Raw genomic sequence first — 19,461 nt, forward strand, 5'->3', positions numbered from 1 at the left:
AAAGTTTTTTCATAAACAAAGAATTACACTCTTTTTATAAAGAGGAGTAGTCTCTATTGTAAAAAAAAAAGGATTTCTTTGCAAAAATCAAAACTGGTAATATTTTTGCTGTTATGGACATTGCGCATATTTTAGAAGATTTAGCTTACGATAATGGGTCTATTCCTCGAGAAGCTATTGAAGCTGCTGTAGTTAAAAAAGAAAGAATCACACCTTGTCTTCTTCAAATTTTAGCTGATGCAGTGGAACGAATAGATGAGATTATAGAAGATGATAATTACCAAGGTCACCTCTATGCCATGTATTTATTAGCTCAATTTCGCGAAATTGCTGCTTATCCTTTAGTTTTAAAGATGATGTCTTTCCCTGGAGAAATTCCATATGCAGTAGCGGGAGATGTATTAACTGAAGATCTTTCTCGTATTATAGCTGCTGTAAGCCCTTCTGATATACACATGACTCATGATCTTATAGAAAATCATGGCCTCAATGAATATGTTCGTGCTGCAGCTCAAGCCAGCCTTGTTGTTTTAGTTGGTGCTGGCTATAAAAATAGAGATGAAGTTCTTGATTATTTTAAAGAACTTTTATCTTGGCGTTTAGAAAGAAAGTATTCATTTGTCTGGGATAATTTAGTAGCATGTTGTTGTTCATTATACCCTGATACAGTTTATGACCTGTTAGTTGTGGCTTTTAATGATGGCCTAATCAATACCTCCTTTATAAGCATAGAGGATGTAAACGCCATTCTTAGCGAACAAGATAAAAACTCTTGTTTATCAGGGCTTTGTGGGAAAACAGAATTGATAGAAGATACTCTTTCTGAAATGGAAAAATGGATAGAAAATTGTCCTGTATAAATTTAGAAATTTCTTTGATAATTGTAAATTAAGAATAGCAACTAGCTTTTTTATTTTTATGTAAAAACAATCTTGCTTTCCCTTTATTTTTTTCATAAAATGTCATTAATATATCCTTAAAAAGGTTTTTTCGTGGAAAAGGTGTTGATCATCGGAGCAAACCCTACTGGTCTGATATTAGCACATGAATTACTCCGATGTAATGTGCCTTTTAGAATCATAGATCCTCATTCAAACCTTACTTCTCTTTCTTTTCCTATAGTTTTAGATCCTTTTTCAATAGATTTATTAGATAGAGCTGGTCTCTTGAATAAGCTCATTCAAGAAATGATCCCATTAACAGGGCTATCTTTTAATGCTAATAAACAATCTATTTACATTAATATGTCTGAGTACACGTCTCTTCAGTCATTTTTTACTTTAACATTTAATACCTTTACCACTTTTCTACTTCGCTCTTTGGAAGAAAAAGGTATTCAAGTAGAATGGAATAAGCGTGTTGTTACTTTAATAGATAAAAAAATCATGCTAGAAGATACCAAGGAAGTGCTCAATAATGACATTGGCCCTAGAACTATCATGGATCCTTTATATGTTGTAATATGTGAAGGAGATACTTATCCTGATCTAATGGATACTTTGCATATTTCAAAACGTAATTCTAAAAAATCTTTATTCTATTGTTATCCAGATATCTCTGCTCCATCATTAGTACAAGAAAATACCTTACATGTTTTTGGATCAGGAAAATATATTTATAGCTTTTTACCTCAACTAAATGGTCTTTATGGGTTAATGGGGTATAAAAATAAAATTTTCTTTAAAGAAGACTCTGCTGAGCTTGAAAACTACTTATCAGATGTTACTCCTATTATTTTTGAACCTATAATTTATAAAATGCCTTTTAAAAAATATAATCTATTTTTTGCTGGAAGATTTCTTCGTAACTTTTATAATTTTGGCTCTTATTCTATAGGAATAAATATAAAAGAAGCTTTTAATATTGCATGGAAGCTTATTTTATCTGTATCTGATAATGCTTCAGAAGTATTAATGCGTAGTTATGACAAAGAAATGTCAAAAATAGCTAAAAATGATTTAGCTAAACAAGCACGTTATTATTCAATACTAAATAATCTAGGAGCTATTTGGCCTGGTTTATTACATTTTTTATTAAAAATAACCTCTTATTCCCAATGTATTAAAAAATTATTATATAACAAATTTATTCTTCCAAAATTAAATTATGAACATAGCCCTATAATTAAAGAGCATGTGAGCGATAAGGAATGGCCTGGTCCTCGACCAGGCAGCTATGCTCCTGCAATTATTTCTAATAATAACAATCTACCTTTTTCATTTTTAAATGCTGGAAAGCATTTGTTGATATTTTTTCAGGATCGCCCACAGTTAATTCATGCTTTACAAGCTGAGTATGCCCCCTGGCTTAATATTATCGTGATTACTGATGAGCAATTTTTAGCTCTTTACCATGGTAGCCCTCAATCTATTTATCTAATCCGTCCTGATGGTTATATCAGTTACCGTAGTAATCATTTTAAACTTAAAGAACTTATTTCTTATTTTTTAAGAATCTTTCCTATTCATAATCGATAATTTTTTTATAAAATTTTCTTCGTCTTCTTTAATTGCAGTAATATGCTCTTTTAATTCCTTATAAACTAGCTGTATACGACTATATTCCTCTGAAATCCTTGTTTTTCTTTCTACAGAAGGTGGATTTACTCTGTCTATATATTCATTATGTAAAAGACCTGCTCTTTTTTCTAAATTTTTTGCTTTTTGTTTTTTCAAATTTTTTATTTTTTGCGTATTAAATATTTGTTGCCCATCCTTAAGATCTCTAAATTGTCTATAATATGGAGATTGAGGATACTCTTCGTATATAAATTCTCTTTTTAAATTTAAAAGTATCTGATCATTTTTTAAAGAAGATATAGTAGTATTTAATTTTTCTTTTCTTTTTTCTAACAAAATATGTCGCTCTGTCAAAGATTTTGTATCCTCATCCTTTAAGATTGAATCCTGCTCATTTTTAACATTATCTAGAATTGATTTTTCTAAAATGTACTGTTCTTTTTGCAAGCGATTGCAACTAAGACTTTCCTTATTAATCAGGCTACTGAAGTATTCTAGTTCTCCTTGAAGAAAAGTTTTGGGTTTTATGGATAATTTACTTAAAAAAATATTTATTTCTGCTGTTTTATCTTGTAATGATGATGCATTTGTTTTTATAAACAATTCGATATCAGAAAGTAAGTTTTTATATTCTTCGTTTTTCAATTTTTTAATTTTATTAGTTTGTAAATGCCGAATAACACTTATAGAATTTTTCAATTTTTTATATTGTTCTGCTTTTTGTGCTTTTTCAATTTTTTTAATCTGCTTTTGTCCATTTAATAAAATTGTTTCAAGATTTTTTATTTCAGGTGTATTAACAATAAGTCTGTTTTTTTTATTCTTTATTTCATCTATGTTCATTTTTAACTGATTTAATAATTGTATTTTGTTCAATCTTTGCTCAGAAGTATCAGAAAAACTAGATATTACAAGTTCATTATTATCATTTTTAAAAGAATTTTGTAATTGAATCCTAGTTTGATTTAATTCGTCTAACAGTACAATGTCTGATTTTTCTTCTGTTCCTAGGTTAACTGCTTCTTTAACCAATTTTTCTAAAACAGGATTTAATGTTGTTTCTGCAATTAATAATATTTGCAAAGTTTCTAACTCATTTTTTGATAAACTACTTAATTTTGTACGAATATCTGAAAAGATTTCCTTAGCAATAGGTAAAGTTGACTTATTTAATGTTTTTATTTGATTTTTTAAAGCATATCCAAACAAACCTATTAATGGAGTTAAGGCAACTAATTCTACTTCTAATAATTCTTCTAATATCTTTAATTGATCTAATGTAAGTTGCTTTACTGTAGATTTTAATTTTTTCAACATATCTTCTGTGGTATTTTTTTCACTTAAGAAGACTAGGATATTATCCTTTAATACTTTACAAGCCATGAGCATTTGTTGAATTTCTTCTCGATTAAACTCTTCAACCTTAGTCACTTCTGCTAAAGCAGAAGAAAAGATTGTTCTCATTTTTTGCTTAATTTCAATCTGCAATGTAAATTCAGAAACACTAGCATTAAGTGCTGCTTTTTTTTCTTTTAATAATGCGATGTCACTATTATTTTTTACAGTCAAACGCTGCTTGCTAATACGAATACTCTTATCTTCCTCTGCTACAGATTCTAACTCTTTATCTAATAAAGTAATTTGAATATCAATCTCTTCTAGTTCATTATGTAACTGCTTAAGCTTTCTCTGATCTTCGTTACTATAAATAAAATTTTGATTCCCTGTAATGGCTACAGGTAATTTATCTATCTTTAATGAAGAAAATCTTTTTGCATCTTTCTTTAATTCAGCAAAAACATGCTTTTTATTACTAATTTCAGAGCCCATATCTTGATATTGTTTTTTATCTAGCAAAATTTTTGCCCATGTATGCTGAATGCCTTCTAATCCAAATTTAGCTTGCAGTTCTTTATATTCTGCTAATTTTGAATTAAGAACAGGCGCAGCTACAATTCTTTCTTTTCCACCCTCTAGTAGATCCTGCTGATAATGAAGATGATTAATTTTCTTTTGCTTCTGATCAACAATATATGTGATACCTGTTGTCACTCCCCAAATTAATAAGCCTACCAAGGAAAAGATACAAGGTAGAAAACTTAGGCTATAAAACATATTTAATATTAAAAATATGATACTAATCACTACAGAAGCAAATACAGTCGAAGCTTTTAATATGCCCATTTTGCGAATCTGTTGTTTTAAATTCTTAATAAGGTGGCTAATTTTTTGTTGATTTGATGTAAAAAATGTAGAAACAGAATCAGTTGAAAACACCCCTTCATCTATTTGGCTTAGAACAGTGTTTTGTCTATTTAATCGCAATAAAAGGTTAGACGATTCTTCAATTACCTCTTGATAATCAAAAAAATTTATCTCGCTTTGAAATTTGTTAATAATATTCTCAGGTAAGTCTTCTTTTGAGCTAAGTGATTCAATCCCAGATAGCAAATCTATGATTTTCTTTTCTGTAACTTGTTGGATTGGCTGTACAAATTTTACTGCTTTCGGTTTTCTTTTTAAAAATTTATCCTTAATTTCATTAAAAACTGCTTGTGTCAAAGAGCCTTCTAGCTGTAAAGCTACTTCTTCTATTGGAGCTATAGCTATTTGATAAAAATTTTCTAACTTTTCTTTAATAGCATTATATTCACTCGCAACTTGAATAGCTTTCTCTACACTCCTGTCTTTAATAATAGCTTGCGTATCTTTTAGCCATTGTTCAACCATAGCAACATCTATATCTTGACCCTGCTCTATATTATTTAAAAGTAATTGAGTTTTTTCTGAAATATCCCCTTCAGCATATCCTTTAATAATAAAATGTGAATACTGTTCTCGAATTTCTTGAAGATAGGTATCAGCCTTAGTTAAAAGATCATTACCTTCTTTTTCTAATTCTAGTTTTTTTCTTGCGCTTAATCCTGCTCCAACATCTCTATCTTCCCTTAATACACGCCGCATTTGTAATAAAGCTTCTGAATAATTATTAAATTGTGCTTCTGGCAGAGCCATAATCTGTGTATTTAAAGCATTATTTGTTTTAGACAAAGAACTTAGTATAGAAGTAAGAGAGGTTAATATCCCTAATTTTTCAATTTTAACCAAACAATGAAATTGTTCTTTAGAAGTTTTAGCATCTTCTAAAGCATGAAGCATGCTATAGACTGTTACAGAAAATTCATTTACTTGTTTTTTGATATCAATAAATTGATTAACTAATAATAAATCATGTGGCAAAAATTGTAATTGTGAAGATTTTTGTTCAAAAATTTCAAAAGATTGCAAAAGTTCATGAATAGCATTTAAGGCTATTCCACAAAGATTTTTAGATGCATCTACTAAATCTTGGTTTAAGGATGTTAACAGTAAAGGAGAGTCTTGAACACCTCCTGCATGTAGTGTAGAACTTGCAAGATCTTTTAAAGCCACTAAGTTATTTTCTCTTTTGAGATTAACTACATTACCTTGAACTTCTTTCCATAACTTATCTCTTATTGCTGCTTCTTCTTCCGTCATCATAATATAGCGAGTAAGATTTACTGATCCTTCTAAACCTAAACGATTCCCAATTTTTGCGTCATAATGCTCTGTACTAGTTGATGCTTGCTTCAGCATCTTTGTTAAATTTGATTCTGATATCTGTTTACCTGTATCAGTTTCTAGTTTTTGTAAAACAGGAGCTTTATCTAGAAAAGCAACTCTTGTATTAACAAGCTCATCCCTATAATTAATTAACTCACCTCTTTTTTTTAGAATTGCATTCCGTTTATCTGCAAGCTTTGCTCCTATGATCATAAACAACATAGAACCAAATAATGTCACCACATAAGGGACCCATGTTGGTACTCCTAAAAAAACTATAAATGGCACTAAACACATAATGCTAATACTAATGACCTTAGTCGTGATCGAAGCTACATGAAAAATATGTGCTTTTTTTTTAGATTTTTCTATTTCAGCTATTTCTGTATTTAATTGATTAATAACACGCTGTCCTTGAACCCAATCTGATCTTAATAAAGCCGCTTTTACATCTTTATTTAATCTATTTTGATTGTGAGTAGGATGAGGATGATTACTCGCTCCTGAAGATGGTGCTGTCATATCTTTAATTTATTTGAAAATCATATAGAATTATGATTGTTTTATTAATATAATTATAAATGTTAATGATTATTATTTATTTGTTTTAATAAAATTTAATAAACAAAACAAAACACTATTAATCATTTAGAAAAACGTTAAAGTATTATTGTTTCTTAAGAGTTAAGTATATCAAAAAAACGATTTTTATCTAAAATATCTATATTTAATAACTTAGCGCTTTTAAGCTTGGATCCAGGCTTATCTCCCACTAGTATAAAATCAATTTTTGAAGATATAGCTGATATTACTTTACCACCATTATTTTTAATAATAGTTTCTAAAGTTTTACGAGAATACCCTTCTATAGTTCCTGTAATTACAAAAGTTTTATTAAAAAATACTAATAATTCTTTGTTTTGCAAGATAATGATTGGCGTAATATTTAATAAAGAAATTAACTTCCTTAATTCTTTTCTATTTTCTTCTGAAAAAAAGAAATTTATTATTGAATTAGCAACTATGGGCCCTATTCCTTCTATCTTAAGTAAATCATCTTCATCTAAATTTAGTAAATCTAAAGGATCTTTGATTTGTTGAGCAATTAATTCCGCGGTTTCTTTACCAACATGCCTAATACCTAAAGCTGCTATAAAATGATCAGCAGAGACTGTTCGGGATTTTTCAATTGAATTAATAAGATTGCTAACAGCCTTATCTTTAAATAAAGTTAACTCGTATAGATCTTCTCGTTTAAGACAATAAATATCTGAAAATTTTTGAATCTTACCCTTATGAATAAGACCAATGACCACTTTTTCTCCCATATGGTCTATATTCATTCCTGATTTTCCAACAAAAAATGATAAACGAGCTATTAATTGATTTTGACAATTAGAGTAATTAGGACAACGTATAGCTACTTCTTCCTTACTTTGAACTAATGTGACTCCACAACAAGGACAGCTAGATGGCATCTTCCATGGTCTTCCTTCTTCCATACGTCTATCAAAAAGAACTTGAACAACTTTTGGAATAATATCTCCACCTTTTTCAATAATAACCCAATCCCCTTCTCTAATATCTTTTCTAATAATTTCATCTTCATTATGTAAAGTAGCTCTTGATATCATGCTTCCAGCTAAAAATGTGGGTTCTAATTCTGCTATAGGGTTTATACTCCCTGTCCGGCCTACTTGAAGAGTAATTTTTTTAATTTGAGTGACAGCTTGTTCTGCAGCAAATTTATATGCAATTGCCCATTTATAATTTTTACCTGTTATTCCCATCTTATCTTTCAATGTAGTGTCGTTTACTTTAATTACAACACCATCTATTTGATAAGGCAATGTATCCCTTAAAGTTGATATATACTTTATTACTTGATGTACTTCTTCTTGAGAATGACATAAATGAGTAAAAGAAGATGTTGGTAATCCTGCTTCTTTACAAAAAAATAATTCTTCATAATGAGAAAAAATTGAAAGGGATGAGGATGATATCCCATGAATCATTAATGATAATCCTCGTTCTTTTGTTTTTTGAGGATCTAACAATTTTAAAGAACCACCAGCAGCGTTTCTTTCGTTAGCAAATAAGGGCTTATTTTTATTCTGTTGCCTTTGATTCAACATTATAAACTCTTTTTTTGGCAAAAATACTTCTCCTCGTACTTCTAAAAAATCTATTTTTTCACCTCTTAACTGCAAAGGAAGGTTTTTAATGGTTCGAATATTTGCTGTAACATCTTCCCCTAAAACACCATTACCCCTTGTTAATCCTTTGATTAAAGAGCCTTTTTCATAATGAAGAGCAATAGCTATTCCATCTATCTTTAACTCTACTACATAGGATATAATTTTATTATCTACATACTTTTCTACACGTTTAAAAAATTCATTTATTTCAGCTTCAGTATATGTATTAGCTAATGACAACATTGGTTTTATATGTTGCACCACCTCTCTATTGCCTGTTAAACAACTTCCTACACGTTGCGAAGGAGAATCTAAAATAATCCAATCAGGATGTTTTTTCTCGATATCTATAATAGACTGTATTAGTTGATCAAATTCAACATCAGATATAATAGGTGCATTATCAACATAATACAGCTTATTATGCTTCCATGCTTCTTCACATAAATTTACGTATTCAAATTTATTCATTATAAAATCACAAGGGAGAGATCAAATATCAATAGCGCAACGGAAACCATATGCACCATTTACTGTGCCTGGATTATTACGATGACGATGAGCACAACGCAAATCTTCTCTTAAGCTTTTCCAGCAACCACCTCTTAACACCCGATAAACACCTTGTGCAGGTCCTTTAGGATTATCTGGTTCAAGAATAGAGGTTTCATAATAATTATATCCATACCAATCTTGACACCATTCATAAACATTACCAGCCATATCATAAAGCCCTAACTCATTCGCTGGATAACTCATTACTGGAGTTGTATCTGAACTAAAAAAATTAGCCCATGATTTTTCAGGAAAAACACATGGATAAATAGTTTCTTTATTAGTACTTTTTGCTGCAATTTCCCACTCTGCTTCTGTTGGCAAACGTTTATTTATCCACTTCGCATAACCATGAGCACCATACCAAGTAACCCCTACAACTGGATGTTTAGAATAACCTGGCTCTATTAATAAGCTGCCTGCACGACGTTGAATTCGTGATTCTCTTAACCTGATTAGATCATTATAAAAAGCATCTTTTTCACTTCCTGTATATTCTAAAAATCGAACATATTGCTCATTAGTTACAGGATGTACATCTAATAAAAATGAATTAATTATAACATTATGTGCTGGGCTTTCATCACGTGATCCATTTTCTGCTCCTCTAAAAAATTCTCCCGCTTCAATAAGCAGCATTTCTGATTTTAAAGGTTCAATAGAAGATTTATTGTAGGTTATTGGTGCATATGGAGTTACTATTGGCTCTTTATTCAATAAAGAACGTAACGATTCTGCATAATTTGCATCATAAGAATCTGTTGTAATTAAAGAAGATTCTTCTATTTGATCATTCTTAGATAATGGTTGAAGAATTGCTGAACCTGACGATGAAGTTTCTCTTGTTGAAATAAATTTTTTCTGCATCATAGGACCTTCATCTATTGATTTAGCTGTCACTAAAATGAATTCAGGTTCTTTGTCTGTGAAATTTATTTCTTCATAATTTTCTTTTACTTCTTGAATTTCTTCTGATTTGTCCAAAGAAGCTTTCAGAATACTTAAAGAATTTTCAATTAATGAATCTTGATCTAAAGTACGTACTTCTGCATCTACAGTAGCTGTGTGATGAATCATTGAAAGATCTTGATCTGGAATAGTGACTGGTTTAATCATTTCTAATAAATTAATCAATCCAGAAGATCTTTTTAATGGCGAATATACTAAACAACTCCTAATCAATAAATTCCAATTTACTTTTTGATCTGTAATTAATTCTGATAATGGTGGAAATAATCCTTCAGGAAAATTTCCACTCATTAAGTAATAAGCAAGAATTCCAAATGAATAAATATCACTCTTACAATCACCTTCAGAGTGCTTTTTTTGTTCTGGTGAAAGAAATACAAGAGTATCAGTCAATAACTTTAATTGTTGTTTCATTTCTTTATTAGGAATTTTTTTTTCTTCTGCACCACGTAATAAAGAAAGAACATTTAAAGAAAAATTAGGAAGTATATTTGCTGGAAAAAATTTACTTATACCAAAATCTACTAAAAAAACATGTAATTTACCATTAGATCGTTTTATCCAAATATTTTCTGGATTTAAAGCCAAATGCGCTTCTTTTTTTTCTTGATGTGCATAATCAAGTGCTGCTGCTACCTGCTCTAAAATAGACATACTTTCTTCTGACGATAACTCATATTTTTTAGCTGCAAGATAACGATTTAAAGAAAAGGTTTCTCCATCTCTTTCATTTATAGAATCAGTAACTAAAAAATATATTCCATCTGAATATGAGACATTATGAATTTTAATGATATTAGGATGATCAAGAACAGCTAATTGGGATATTTTATTCTGAAATACTTCTAAAAAATCTTTATCAGAACTTAATTCTGTTGAAAGTGTTTTAAGTATATACTGTTTTTTAATGAAACGATGTTCTGCTAAAAAAATTGGGCCTAATAGACCTTCTTTTAATGTTTTTAAAATGCGATAATCGCCCAAAAATTCCATTTGCATAGAATGAGATCCATTTTATGGCTTTGCCATGTTCAATTATAACCTTCAAGGCCATTTACCATAGAGATATCATAGCCTTTTACAGTATTACCATTAAATATTTACTCATTCGAACAAAAAAAAGAACCGAAGTCAATAACAAATACTATAATAAAACATGAAGGTAAACTTCTTTTATTTTTATGCAGAGGCTTCTAATAATCTTAAAATCCCTTTAATTGAAGCTGTTATCTCCAAATTATCTTCTGTTAAACCCTTTTGAACAAGCTTTACAGAAGACATTACTGTTGAATGGTCCCGGAGAAATATATCTCCTATTTTCATATAAGGAAGCTGTAATTGCTCTCTACAAAGATGCATAGCTACTTGCCGAGGTAACACACAATCCCTAGATTGTGACGCACTAAGAATATCTTTTACGCGTACGCCATAATATTCAGCGACAGAACGAATAATACGAACTGGCGTTAATTTAATTTTTGCTTCTTCTTCTATTAAATCTGTAAGAATACTTTCTACAAACTCTGCAGAGAGAACAAAATCTTTTTTTAACAAATCATCTTGTTTTATATGAGAAGCTAATACTATTTTAGCTTTCATTAAAGATTTCATATTATGCCCAAAAGCATCTATCAAAAATGTTAAAGCAACTTCATCAAGAGGAAGATTAATTTTATCTAATTCTTGGGTTAATACTGCGCTAACCTCCTTACGATCTAAATGAGCTAAAGAAAGTACTATCCCCCATTCAAAACGACTTACCAATCTTTCTGCTATAAATTTTAAATCATGTGGAGAGTATGTAGAATTTAAGATAATTTGCTTTCCTTCTGTATGAAGGGTATTAAAAGTATGAAAAAATTCTTCTTGTGTGGCTGACTTTCCTGACAAAATATGAATATTATCAACTAATAAAACATCTATTTTTCTATAAACTTTTCTAAAAGATTGCATCTCTCCTGAACGAATTGAATTAACTAAATGATCTGTAAAAGAAGAAGCATCAGTATGTATAACTTTTTTATTTTGTGATTTTAGAGCACTTGCAACAGCCCGCATCAAATGTGTTTTACCAGTGCCTGACCTTCCCCATAAATAGATTGGATTAAAGGTTACTTCTCCTGAAGCACTATCTAAGAGAATCCTAAAAGCCATCTCATTCGCATCATTAACAATAAAGGAATCAAAAGAAGAAATGTCTTTCTTATAAATAGAATTTTCTTGAACACCTAAAGCTATCTCTTTGTCAATTTTATCTATGCGATCTTGTAAAATTCTTTGAAATTGACGATCTTCTGCTATCGATAAATGAACCTTTATTTGATTGTTATTATTATTAAGCAAAAGTTTAGGTAATAAAGGCCGAATATGTTCTTCAAACCATAATAGCTTGAATGAACTATCCGCCTCTAGATATAAATTACAAGCATCAAAACAAACAAGTTTTAAAGAACGTAACCATTTATCAACAGTTTGTTTTCCTAAATCATTATCCTGCGCAAGCAGAAATTCTTCCCAAGCTTTCATAGAAGATCGATTGTATGCCTTTAAGTATAATCTTTAAGTAGATCTTTCATATTTTCTTGTTTTAAGTCTCTTTTTATTTCTTTCCTGAAATAATTTTAGAATCTGCTGTTTCCAAAATTCCTGAACATGAATTCTCTAAAGATCTATTAGTTAACCACTGCTGAAGAATTCCTAGCAACATTGAACATAGCCAATATAAATTTAATCCTGATGGAGCATTATAAAACATGATAGTAAAAAATCCTGTCATAAGCGTGCCCATAGCTTTTTGCTGCCTTTGTTGATCACTCATTTCTTCTATAGATGTCTTCTTAGATGAAATTTTTTGTTGTATAAACATGACTACACCTAATAACAATGGCAATAAATGAAGCTCATTGCCAATTAAAGGCAATTGCTCTGACCAACGAAAAATAACATCAGGAGAAGTCAAATTATCAATCCAACCTGAAATAAATTTTGTACCTCTTAATGGAAAGGATGTTTTAAGTAAATCAAACATAGCCAAAAGAAATGGTATCTGAATTAATATAGGAACACAGCCCATAAAAGGATTTACTTTATGTTTTTTATATAGAGCTACTGTCTCTAATTGAGCTTTTCTTTGCTCTCCTTTGTATCTTTTCTGAATCTCTTGAAGTTTAGGAGAAAGCAATTGCATTCTTCTCATTGATCTTAAGGACCATGCATTTAATGGATATAAAACCAATCTTAAAAAGATTGTAAGTAAAATAATGGAAAGACCCCAAGAATGAGTCATATATTGAAATAACTGCATTACCAAAAACAAAAATTTAGAAAACGGTAACGAAATAAAAGAGAAAAAACCTTTAGAATCTAAACTTAAAAGAAATTTTGGATTAACACCTGTTTCAGTAGCAATTTTAGCATCTAATGATTTTAAAATTTGTTTATCAAAAGGACCTGCATAAATACGGAAAGCTTGTGATTTTTCCTTACTAGAAGCCAATGGTATTAGTACCTCATAACCTACATATTTTCCTGCTGGATTTTTTCTTTGCTTGGTGTTTAATAATGAAAAGCGAGAAGGCGCGTTAGTGGCTGCATAAGCATTAATTCTATATCCTTGAGCAGTACTTGATAATGGCTGTACAATAATACCAAAGTACCCATTAGAGTTAACTATCCAATTTGGTTTAGATGAACCTACTGAAATTTGATTATTAACTTTTGGCAACCGAATTTTTTCTACTTCAAGGGATTGTTTTTTATTAAAAGCACACTTTACAAAGGGCATATGAGCATTAGATAACATTTCTACTTCAGGAATTCCTGAAGTAATCCATAAACCATTTCCATTATCAACAGAAACTGAGCAATTAATGCAATATGGGTCCATTTCAGACAAACTAAATTCTTTTTTAATCAATCTTCCAAATTGATATCCTTCAAAAACGATGCGTTCATTAGAAAATTCAACTACATTATAAAAAGGAATAGCTTCATCATCTCTATCTGAAACTACATTGAAAGCATAAAAATTAGGGTTATTTTTCTTTGGATTAATTAATCCCACTCTTCTTAATAATGGATAATACCTACCCACGACACCAGTTGTTTCATTTATAATTTTTGAATCACTTAAAATGTGTGGAAACCCTGGGAAAGTACTACTAGATGGATGTATTGCCTTTAACTTACGATCTACTTCAATTTCCTTAACTATTGAAAGATTATCTCTCTTTTTATCAAAAGAAAGATTGATCCCTTCGATAGAAGCACCTTTATTAGAAAAAACTAATTGCAAATAAGAATTTTCTAACACAAAAAATTTTTCAACAGCTTCATTAACAACTGCTCTATTTTTGTTATTGGAAAAAATTACTTTAGGAAAAGGAACATCTAAAGGCTTTACTTTTTGATACTGCGCATCATAAATTCCAGCAAAAAACCATTTATTATCTTGAAAATAAAATAATAACGCCCCATCTAAAGGTGGCTTTTCTGCTTCATTTTCAGAGGTAACAAATCCTTTAAAAAGGATTGCAGAAGTTACACATGGTTTATCAAACTTATTAAATGAAACTGCTTGAATCGCGACTGGATGACCTTGCAAAGAAGATGGGACATTAATTGCAATTGGCACATCAGTAACATTCGCTTCGTGAAAAAAAGAAAAAAACAATCCTTTATTAATTTCTTTTTTTTCTGAAAAAAGATATTTTTTACCTTGATAAAATATTTCTTTTTCACTTGTGACACCTTGAACAACAATCAAGTTATTTAAATGAATTACCCAATTTGCTGAAGAATTTTTTGTAAAAGAAAGATATTCTAGTGGGAATGATTTTTTTTTGAAATCATCTATGTTTACATAATCACTTGTTGAACATTTTTTTTCAGAAATTAGTGACTGCTCTGAACTTTCCCTTGGTTGGCGATAAGCAAAAAAAACTTGTGTTCCACAGAATAGCAAACCTGTTAAACCAACAAAAAAGAAAATACGTCTTTTCATAAGTGCTCTCAATATCGACAATAAAAAAAAAGGATACCATAGATGGATATTATCCCTCAAAAATAGCAGGAGATTATTTTTTATTTCCAAAAAATGTTATAATTTTTCCTTAAAAGTACATTTGTTGAAGGAATTTTTTTGAACGATGGCTCTTAAAATAAGAAATGCTCCTAACAAAATAAATGGAATAGAAATAATTTGCCCTATCCCAATGCCTTCACTCCCTAATGAAAAAATAATTATTTTTTGCTTAAAAAAATCTCCACTTAAACGTATTCCAAAACCTATAAGAAAAAATATTCCTGTAAATAATCCACTTCCTAAAAAATGTTTGTATCTTCGATTTAAAAAAAACAAATACAGTCCCAAAATGCCATAACCTATACTTTCATAAATTTGAACAGGATGCAAAGAAACAGTCATAGTATTAGCTTCTAGGTTTGTAAATATAACTCCCCAAGGTTTATCGGTAGGTGTTCCAAGTAATTCCCCATTAAAAAAATTTCCTACTCGTATAATAGCTGTTGGAATTGCTCCAACCAAAGATCCTGCATCTGTTAATAAAAGAAACATAGGCATGGAAAATTTTTTTAATTGTTTTTTTGTAAATAAACTAAAAGCTAATAACAATCCTAAAACTGCACCATGACTTGATAAACCACCTTCCCATATTTTAAAAATTTTGCTTGGAAAATGTAAATAATAAGTAGCGTCATAAAAAATTACATGCCCTAAACGAGCCCCAATCAAAAGTCCTAAAATAGTTACTAGAACAAATTTATCATATAATAAACGTTCCTGACCTTTTGGAGCATGCTCTGCAAATTTTTTTTTTAAAATAATAAATAATGGTTCAACACAAATAAAAAATCCTGCTGAAAAAAACATCCCATACCAAGTTACCTCTCTATTAATAAAGGGTATTACAAAAAATATTTTAGGACATGACCAATAAATGGTGCCAAAAACAGAAAAAAACATGGGTCACCTATATAGAGGTACTTCTATTATGCATCTAAAATTAAACTCAAAAAAAAGATAGAAAAAAACCATAATTTTTCATTAGATGTTATTTTTTATAAATTTGTCAGCTATACTATTCATAATTTTTGTAATTCATTTTCTTTATTTTAAGAGCCTGTAAAATACAGACTATTTTTTATCAATAAGTGATTAACAAAAAAACATAGCCAAAATTAAATTTTATAAAAAATATATGTATGCAAATCCCTTGTTTATGGACATTATCGCAGGTATTGGCACTGATATTCTTGAAATCGAAAGAATTAAAAAATTATTAAAACGTTATCCTATTCGTTTCACAAAAAAAATTTTTACAGAAAAAGAAAATGCCTATTGTTCATCTTTTCAACAACCAGCTGCGCGTTATGCTGTTCGTTTTTGCGCTAAAGAGGCTGCGGTTAAAGCATTAGGATATGGATTTACAAATGGTATAAAATGGAAAGATTTTGAAATATTTAATGATCAATATGGCAAACCAGAGATAAAGGTGCTAGGACAAAGTGCTATTATCCTTGATGGGGGACATTTTATAACTTCTTTATCTCATTGCCAAAAATATGCATCAGCTTTTGTCATTTTTATTAAAAAACAAATGATTAATTTACCTAAAAACTAGTACATAAATTATTTTTATAAACTATTTTCTTGCAGCCATTTTTCAGCATCTAAAGCAGCCATACATCCACTTCCTGCTGCAGAAATAGCTTGTCTATAGCGATGATCGTATACATCACCTGCAGCGAAAACACCTTCTATAGAAGTTTTTGTACCATCTGTTACTTGAATATAACCTTGTGGGTTTAGCTCTAATTGATTATTAAGAAAATCTGTATTTGGCTTATGACCAATTGCAAAAAATACCCCAGCACTTTCTTCTTCTTTTTCAACATTATTCAAAAGATTTTTTACAGTTACTGAACGTACTACCTTATCTCCATGAATAGCTGTTATGGCACTATTCCACAACATCTTAACCTTAGGATGTGCTACTAATCGATCTGCCATAATTTTTGAAGCTCTTAAAGAGTCTCGTCTATGAACAACAAAAACAGTAGATGCATATTTAGTAAGAAACATAGCTTCTTCTGCTGCAGAATCTCCTCCCCCTATCACAAATAATGGCTTATTTCTAAACATAGGATTTGCTCCATCACAAACAGCACAAGCAGTTACGCCTTTTTGCCAAAACCCATCTTCTCCAGCACCAGGAATATCAATTTTTTTAGCTGCAGCCCCTGTTGCAATAATTACTGCATCTGCAGTAAATTCTTCATTTTTAGAAAATATTTTAAAAGGACGAATAGAAAAATCTACAGCTGTTACATCTTTTTGTAAAAAAGTAGTACCAAAACGACCTGCTTGCTTTTTAATCAAGTCCATTAAAGCTGGTCCAGTAATTCCTTCTGGAAATCCAGGAAAATTTTCTACCTCTGTGGTTGTCATAAGCTGTCCTCCTGAAATGCCAGAAAAAAAACCTTCAAATAATAAAGGCGCTAAGTTAGCTCGTGCTGCATAAATAGCAGCTGTATGACCCGCCGGTCCTGAGCCAATTATAATCAATTTTTGATGATTCATGGATAATATTCTCCGTGTTGGTGCAATATTTTGTTAATGATACAGTGAACAATTTAAAAAATAATAAAAAAAGACTGGACTTTTGAAAAGAAAAAAAGCAAAACGCTTTGAGCTTTTGAGTAAGATGTTTATTGCATATTGGAAAGGCCTGTTATTAACCCACGGAAACCTTGCCTTTTTTAATCTTTCTACTTAGACTATTTCTTTTAAGTTTTATCGATTTTTTAGGAGAAAATAATAAATGACCAAACAAGCAGAATACACCTGGGTGGCAAAAAAAAATTTTGATGATGTAGAATACGATCAGAAAGATTACGAAGAGTTTTGTTCTCTTCTTGGAACCTCTCCATTAAATCATAAAGAAGGTGGTAAACAGGACGAAGTCATTGCTGGAACTATTCTAAAAGGAACGGTCGTCGATATCAGCAAAGATTTTGTAGTTATTGATGTTGGTCTTAAATCAGAAGGCGTTATACCAATGCCAGAATTTGCCAGTGCAGAAGGCTTAGAAATTGGAGCTGAAGTTGAAGTATATCTAGATCAAGCTGAAGACGAAGAAGGCAAAGTTGTTCTTTCGAGAGAAAAAGCTGCTCGTCAACGCCAATGGGAATATATTTTAGCTCATTGTGAAGAGGGCTCAATTGTTAAAGGACGTATTATCCGTAAAGTTAAAGGTGGACTTATGGTTGATATTGGAATGGAAGCATTCCTTCCTGGCTCCCAAATCGATAATAAAAAAATTAAAAACATTGATGATTATGTTGGCCGAGTTTGTGAATTTAAAATTCTTAAAATCAATGTTGAAAGAAAAAATGTTGTTGTTTCTCGAAGAGAATTGCTTGAAGCTGAAAGAATTTCTAAAAAAGCTGAACTTATTGAACAAATTGAAGTAGGCGAAATTCGTACAGGTATTGTAAAAAATATTACTGACTTTGGTGTTTTCTTAGAATTAGATGGTATTGATGGTCTTTTGCATATTACAGACATGACATGGAAGCGCATTAAACATCCTTCTGAAATGGTCGAATTAAACCAAGAACTTGAAATTGTTATTTTAAATGTAGATAAAAAACAAGGTCGAGTAGCCTTAGGCCTGAAACAAAAAGAAGAAAATCCCTGGAACGATATTGAGAAAAAATATCCTCCAGGAAAAAGAGTTCGTGGAAAAATTGTTAAATTACTTCCTTATGGCGCTTTTATTGAAATCGAGCCTGGCATCGAGGGACTTATTCACGTTTCTGAAATGTCATGGGTAAAAAATATTATTGATCCTAGTGAAGTCGTTAATAAAGGCGATGAAGTTGAAGCTGTTGTTCTTTCAGTTCAAAAAGAAGATGGTAAAATATCTCTTGGGCTAAAACAAACTGAACGTAATCCTTGGAATGATGCTGAAGCAAAATATCCAATAGGATTAAATGTTGAAGCTGAAATTAAAAATTTAACAAATTATGGAGCTTTTGTTGAACTAGAGCCTGGCATTGAAGGGTTAATTCATATTTCTGATATGAGTTGGATTAAAAAAGTTGCTCATCCTTCAGAGTTGTTCAAAAAAGGAGACATGGTTCAAGCGGTTATACTGACTGTTGATAAAGATAGTAAAAAAATAACTTTAGGAGTTAAGCAATTAACATCTAATCCTTGGACTGAAATTAGCCAAATGATGCCAATTGGTAGCTTGGTGAAAGGTATTGTTACTAAAATTACTGCTTTTGGTGCTTTTGTTGAATTAGATAATGGCATTGAAGGTTTAATTCATGTATCAGAATTATCTGATCAAGCTTTCTCTAAAGTAGAAGATGTAATCTCTTTAAATTCAGAAGTTCAAGCAAAAGTTATTAAACTAGATCCTGAACACAAAAAAGTTTCTTTATCTGTAAAAGAGTATTTGATCGAGAAAAACAATAAAAATTGGGATGAGATTGTTATCAAAGATAATGATCAAGCTGATGATGAATCAGAAAATGATATAAAGTAAAAAAACAATATTACTACATTGTTTTTTATTTTGAATTATATAAGATTCTTTTTCATTTTA

General features: G+C 30.3%; 11 protein-coding genes. 4 read left to right on the plus strand and 7 right to left on the minus strand.

What is annotated here, in order from left to right; translation table 11 throughout:
• The first annotated feature begins 113 nt into the window (after positions 1-113).
• Complete coding sequence (locus CLAVI_RS04410) at positions 114-860, plus strand: DUF1186 domain-containing protein (RefSeq protein WP_194844386.1); 747 nt, start codon at positions 114-116, stop codon at positions 858-860.
• A gap of 132 nt (positions 861-992) precedes the next feature.
• A complete protein-coding gene (locus CLAVI_RS04415; RefSeq protein WP_194844387.1) occupies positions 993-2,477 on the plus strand; it encodes an FAD-dependent monooxygenase in 1,485 nt (494 codons plus the stop codon).
• Here the strand turns inward: CLAVI_RS04415 and CLAVI_RS04420 are convergent.
• From CLAVI_RS04420 to CLAVI_RS04445, 6 genes are all read right to left on the minus strand, one after another.
• The gene (locus tag CLAVI_RS04420; protein WP_194844388.1) at positions 2,448-6,626 is read right to left on the minus strand and encodes a coiled-coil domain-containing protein; all 4,179 of its coding nucleotides are present in this window, start codon (positions 6,624-6,626) and stop codon (positions 2,448-2,450) included. The two genes, CLAVI_RS04415 and CLAVI_RS04420, sit on opposite strands and share 30 nt — an antisense overlap.
• 155 nt (positions 6,627-6,781) lie before the next feature.
• Complete coding sequence (gene ligA, locus CLAVI_RS04425; RefSeq protein WP_194844389.1) at positions 6,782-8,773, minus strand: NAD-dependent DNA ligase LigA; 1,992 nt, start codon at positions 8,771-8,773, stop codon at positions 6,782-6,784.
• A 21-nt stretch (positions 8,774-8,794) separates the two neighbouring features.
• On the minus strand, positions 8,795-10,819 hold the full coding sequence (locus CLAVI_RS04430) for a bifunctional serine/threonine-protein kinase/formylglycine-generating enzyme family protein (RefSeq protein ID WP_228547643.1): 2,025 nt from the start codon (positions 10,817-10,819) through the stop codon (positions 8,795-8,797).
• A gap of 186 nt (positions 10,820-11,005) precedes the next feature.
• A complete protein-coding gene (locus tag CLAVI_RS04435) occupies positions 11,006-12,352 on the minus strand; it encodes a DnaA ATPase domain-containing protein (protein ID WP_194844391.1) in 1,347 nt (448 codons plus the stop codon).
• 73 nt (positions 12,353-12,425) lie between these two features.
• On the minus strand, positions 12,426-14,828 hold the full coding sequence (gene yidC, locus CLAVI_RS04440; protein ID WP_194844392.1) for a membrane protein insertase YidC: 2,403 nt from the start codon (positions 14,826-14,828) through the stop codon (positions 12,426-12,428).
• Between the two features lie 96 nt (positions 14,829-14,924).
• Positions 14,925-15,809: a prolipoprotein diacylglyceryl transferase gene (locus CLAVI_RS04445; RefSeq protein WP_194844393.1), complete on the minus strand. Its 885-nt coding sequence runs from the start codon at positions 15,807-15,809 to the stop codon at positions 14,925-14,927.
• 235 nt (positions 15,810-16,044) lie between these two features.
• Here CLAVI_RS04445 and acpS point away from each other — a divergent pair, with 235 nt between their 5' ends.
• On the plus strand, positions 16,045-16,467 hold the full coding sequence (gene acpS, locus CLAVI_RS04450) for a holo-ACP synthase (protein ID WP_194844394.1): 423 nt from the start codon (positions 16,045-16,047) through the stop codon (positions 16,465-16,467).
• Between the two features lie 14 nt (positions 16,468-16,481).
• On the opposite strand, the gene trxB is transcribed toward acpS, so the two are convergent.
• Positions 16,482-17,426 (minus strand): thioredoxin-disulfide reductase, encoded by a 945-nt coding sequence (trxB, locus tag CLAVI_RS04455; protein ID WP_194844395.1) that lies wholly within the window; start codon positions 17,424-17,426, stop codon positions 16,482-16,484.
• A gap of 241 nt (positions 17,427-17,667) precedes the next feature.
• Between trxB and rpsA the strand changes: the two genes are divergently transcribed.
• On the plus strand, positions 17,668-19,401 hold the full coding sequence (gene rpsA, locus CLAVI_RS04460; protein WP_194844396.1) for a 30S ribosomal protein S1: 1,734 nt from the start codon (positions 17,668-17,670) through the stop codon (positions 19,399-19,401).
• Positions 19,402-19,461: the final 60 nt, after the last annotated feature.

Origin of the sequence: Candidatus Clavichlamydia salmonicola (genome assembly GCF_015356765.1) — a bacterium.
GTDB lineage: Bacteria > Chlamydiota > Chlamydiia > Chlamydiales > Chlamydiaceae > Clavichlamydia > Clavichlamydia salmonicola.

Coding starts and splice junctions, on each gene's coding strand:
- CLAVI_RS04410 (WP_194844386.1), top strand. CDS start 114: ATGGACATTGCGCATATTTTAGAAGATTTAGCTTACGATAATGGGTCT.
- CLAVI_RS04420 (WP_194844388.1), bottom strand. CDS start 6,626: ATGACAGCACCATCTTCAGGAGCGAGTAATCATCCTCATCCTACTCAC.
- ligA (WP_194844389.1), bottom strand. CDS start 8,773: ATGAATAAATTTGAATACGTAAATTTATGTGAAGAAGCATGGAAGCAT.
- CLAVI_RS04430 (WP_228547643.1), bottom strand. CDS start 10,819: ATGGAATTTTTGGGCGATTATCGCATTTTAAAAACATTAAAAGAAGGT.
- CLAVI_RS04435 (WP_194844391.1), bottom strand. CDS start 12,352: ATGAAAGCTTGGGAAGAATTTCTGCTTGCGCAGGATAATGATTTAGGA.
- yidC (WP_194844392.1), bottom strand. CDS start 14,828: ATGAAAAGACGTATTTTCTTTTTTGTTGGTTTAACAGGTTTGCTATTC.
- CLAVI_RS04445 (WP_194844393.1), bottom strand. CDS start 15,809: ATGTTTTTTTCTGTTTTTGGCACCATTTATTGGTCATGTCCTAAAATA.
- acpS (WP_194844394.1), top strand. CDS start 16,045: ATGTATGCAAATCCCTTGTTTATGGACATTATCGCAGGTATTGGCACT.
- trxB (WP_194844395.1), bottom strand. CDS start 17,426: ATGAATCATCAAAAATTGATTATAATTGGCTCAGGACCGGCGGGTCAT.
- rpsA (WP_194844396.1), top strand. CDS start 17,668: ATGACCAAACAAGCAGAATACACCTGGGTGGCAAAAAAAAATTTTGAT.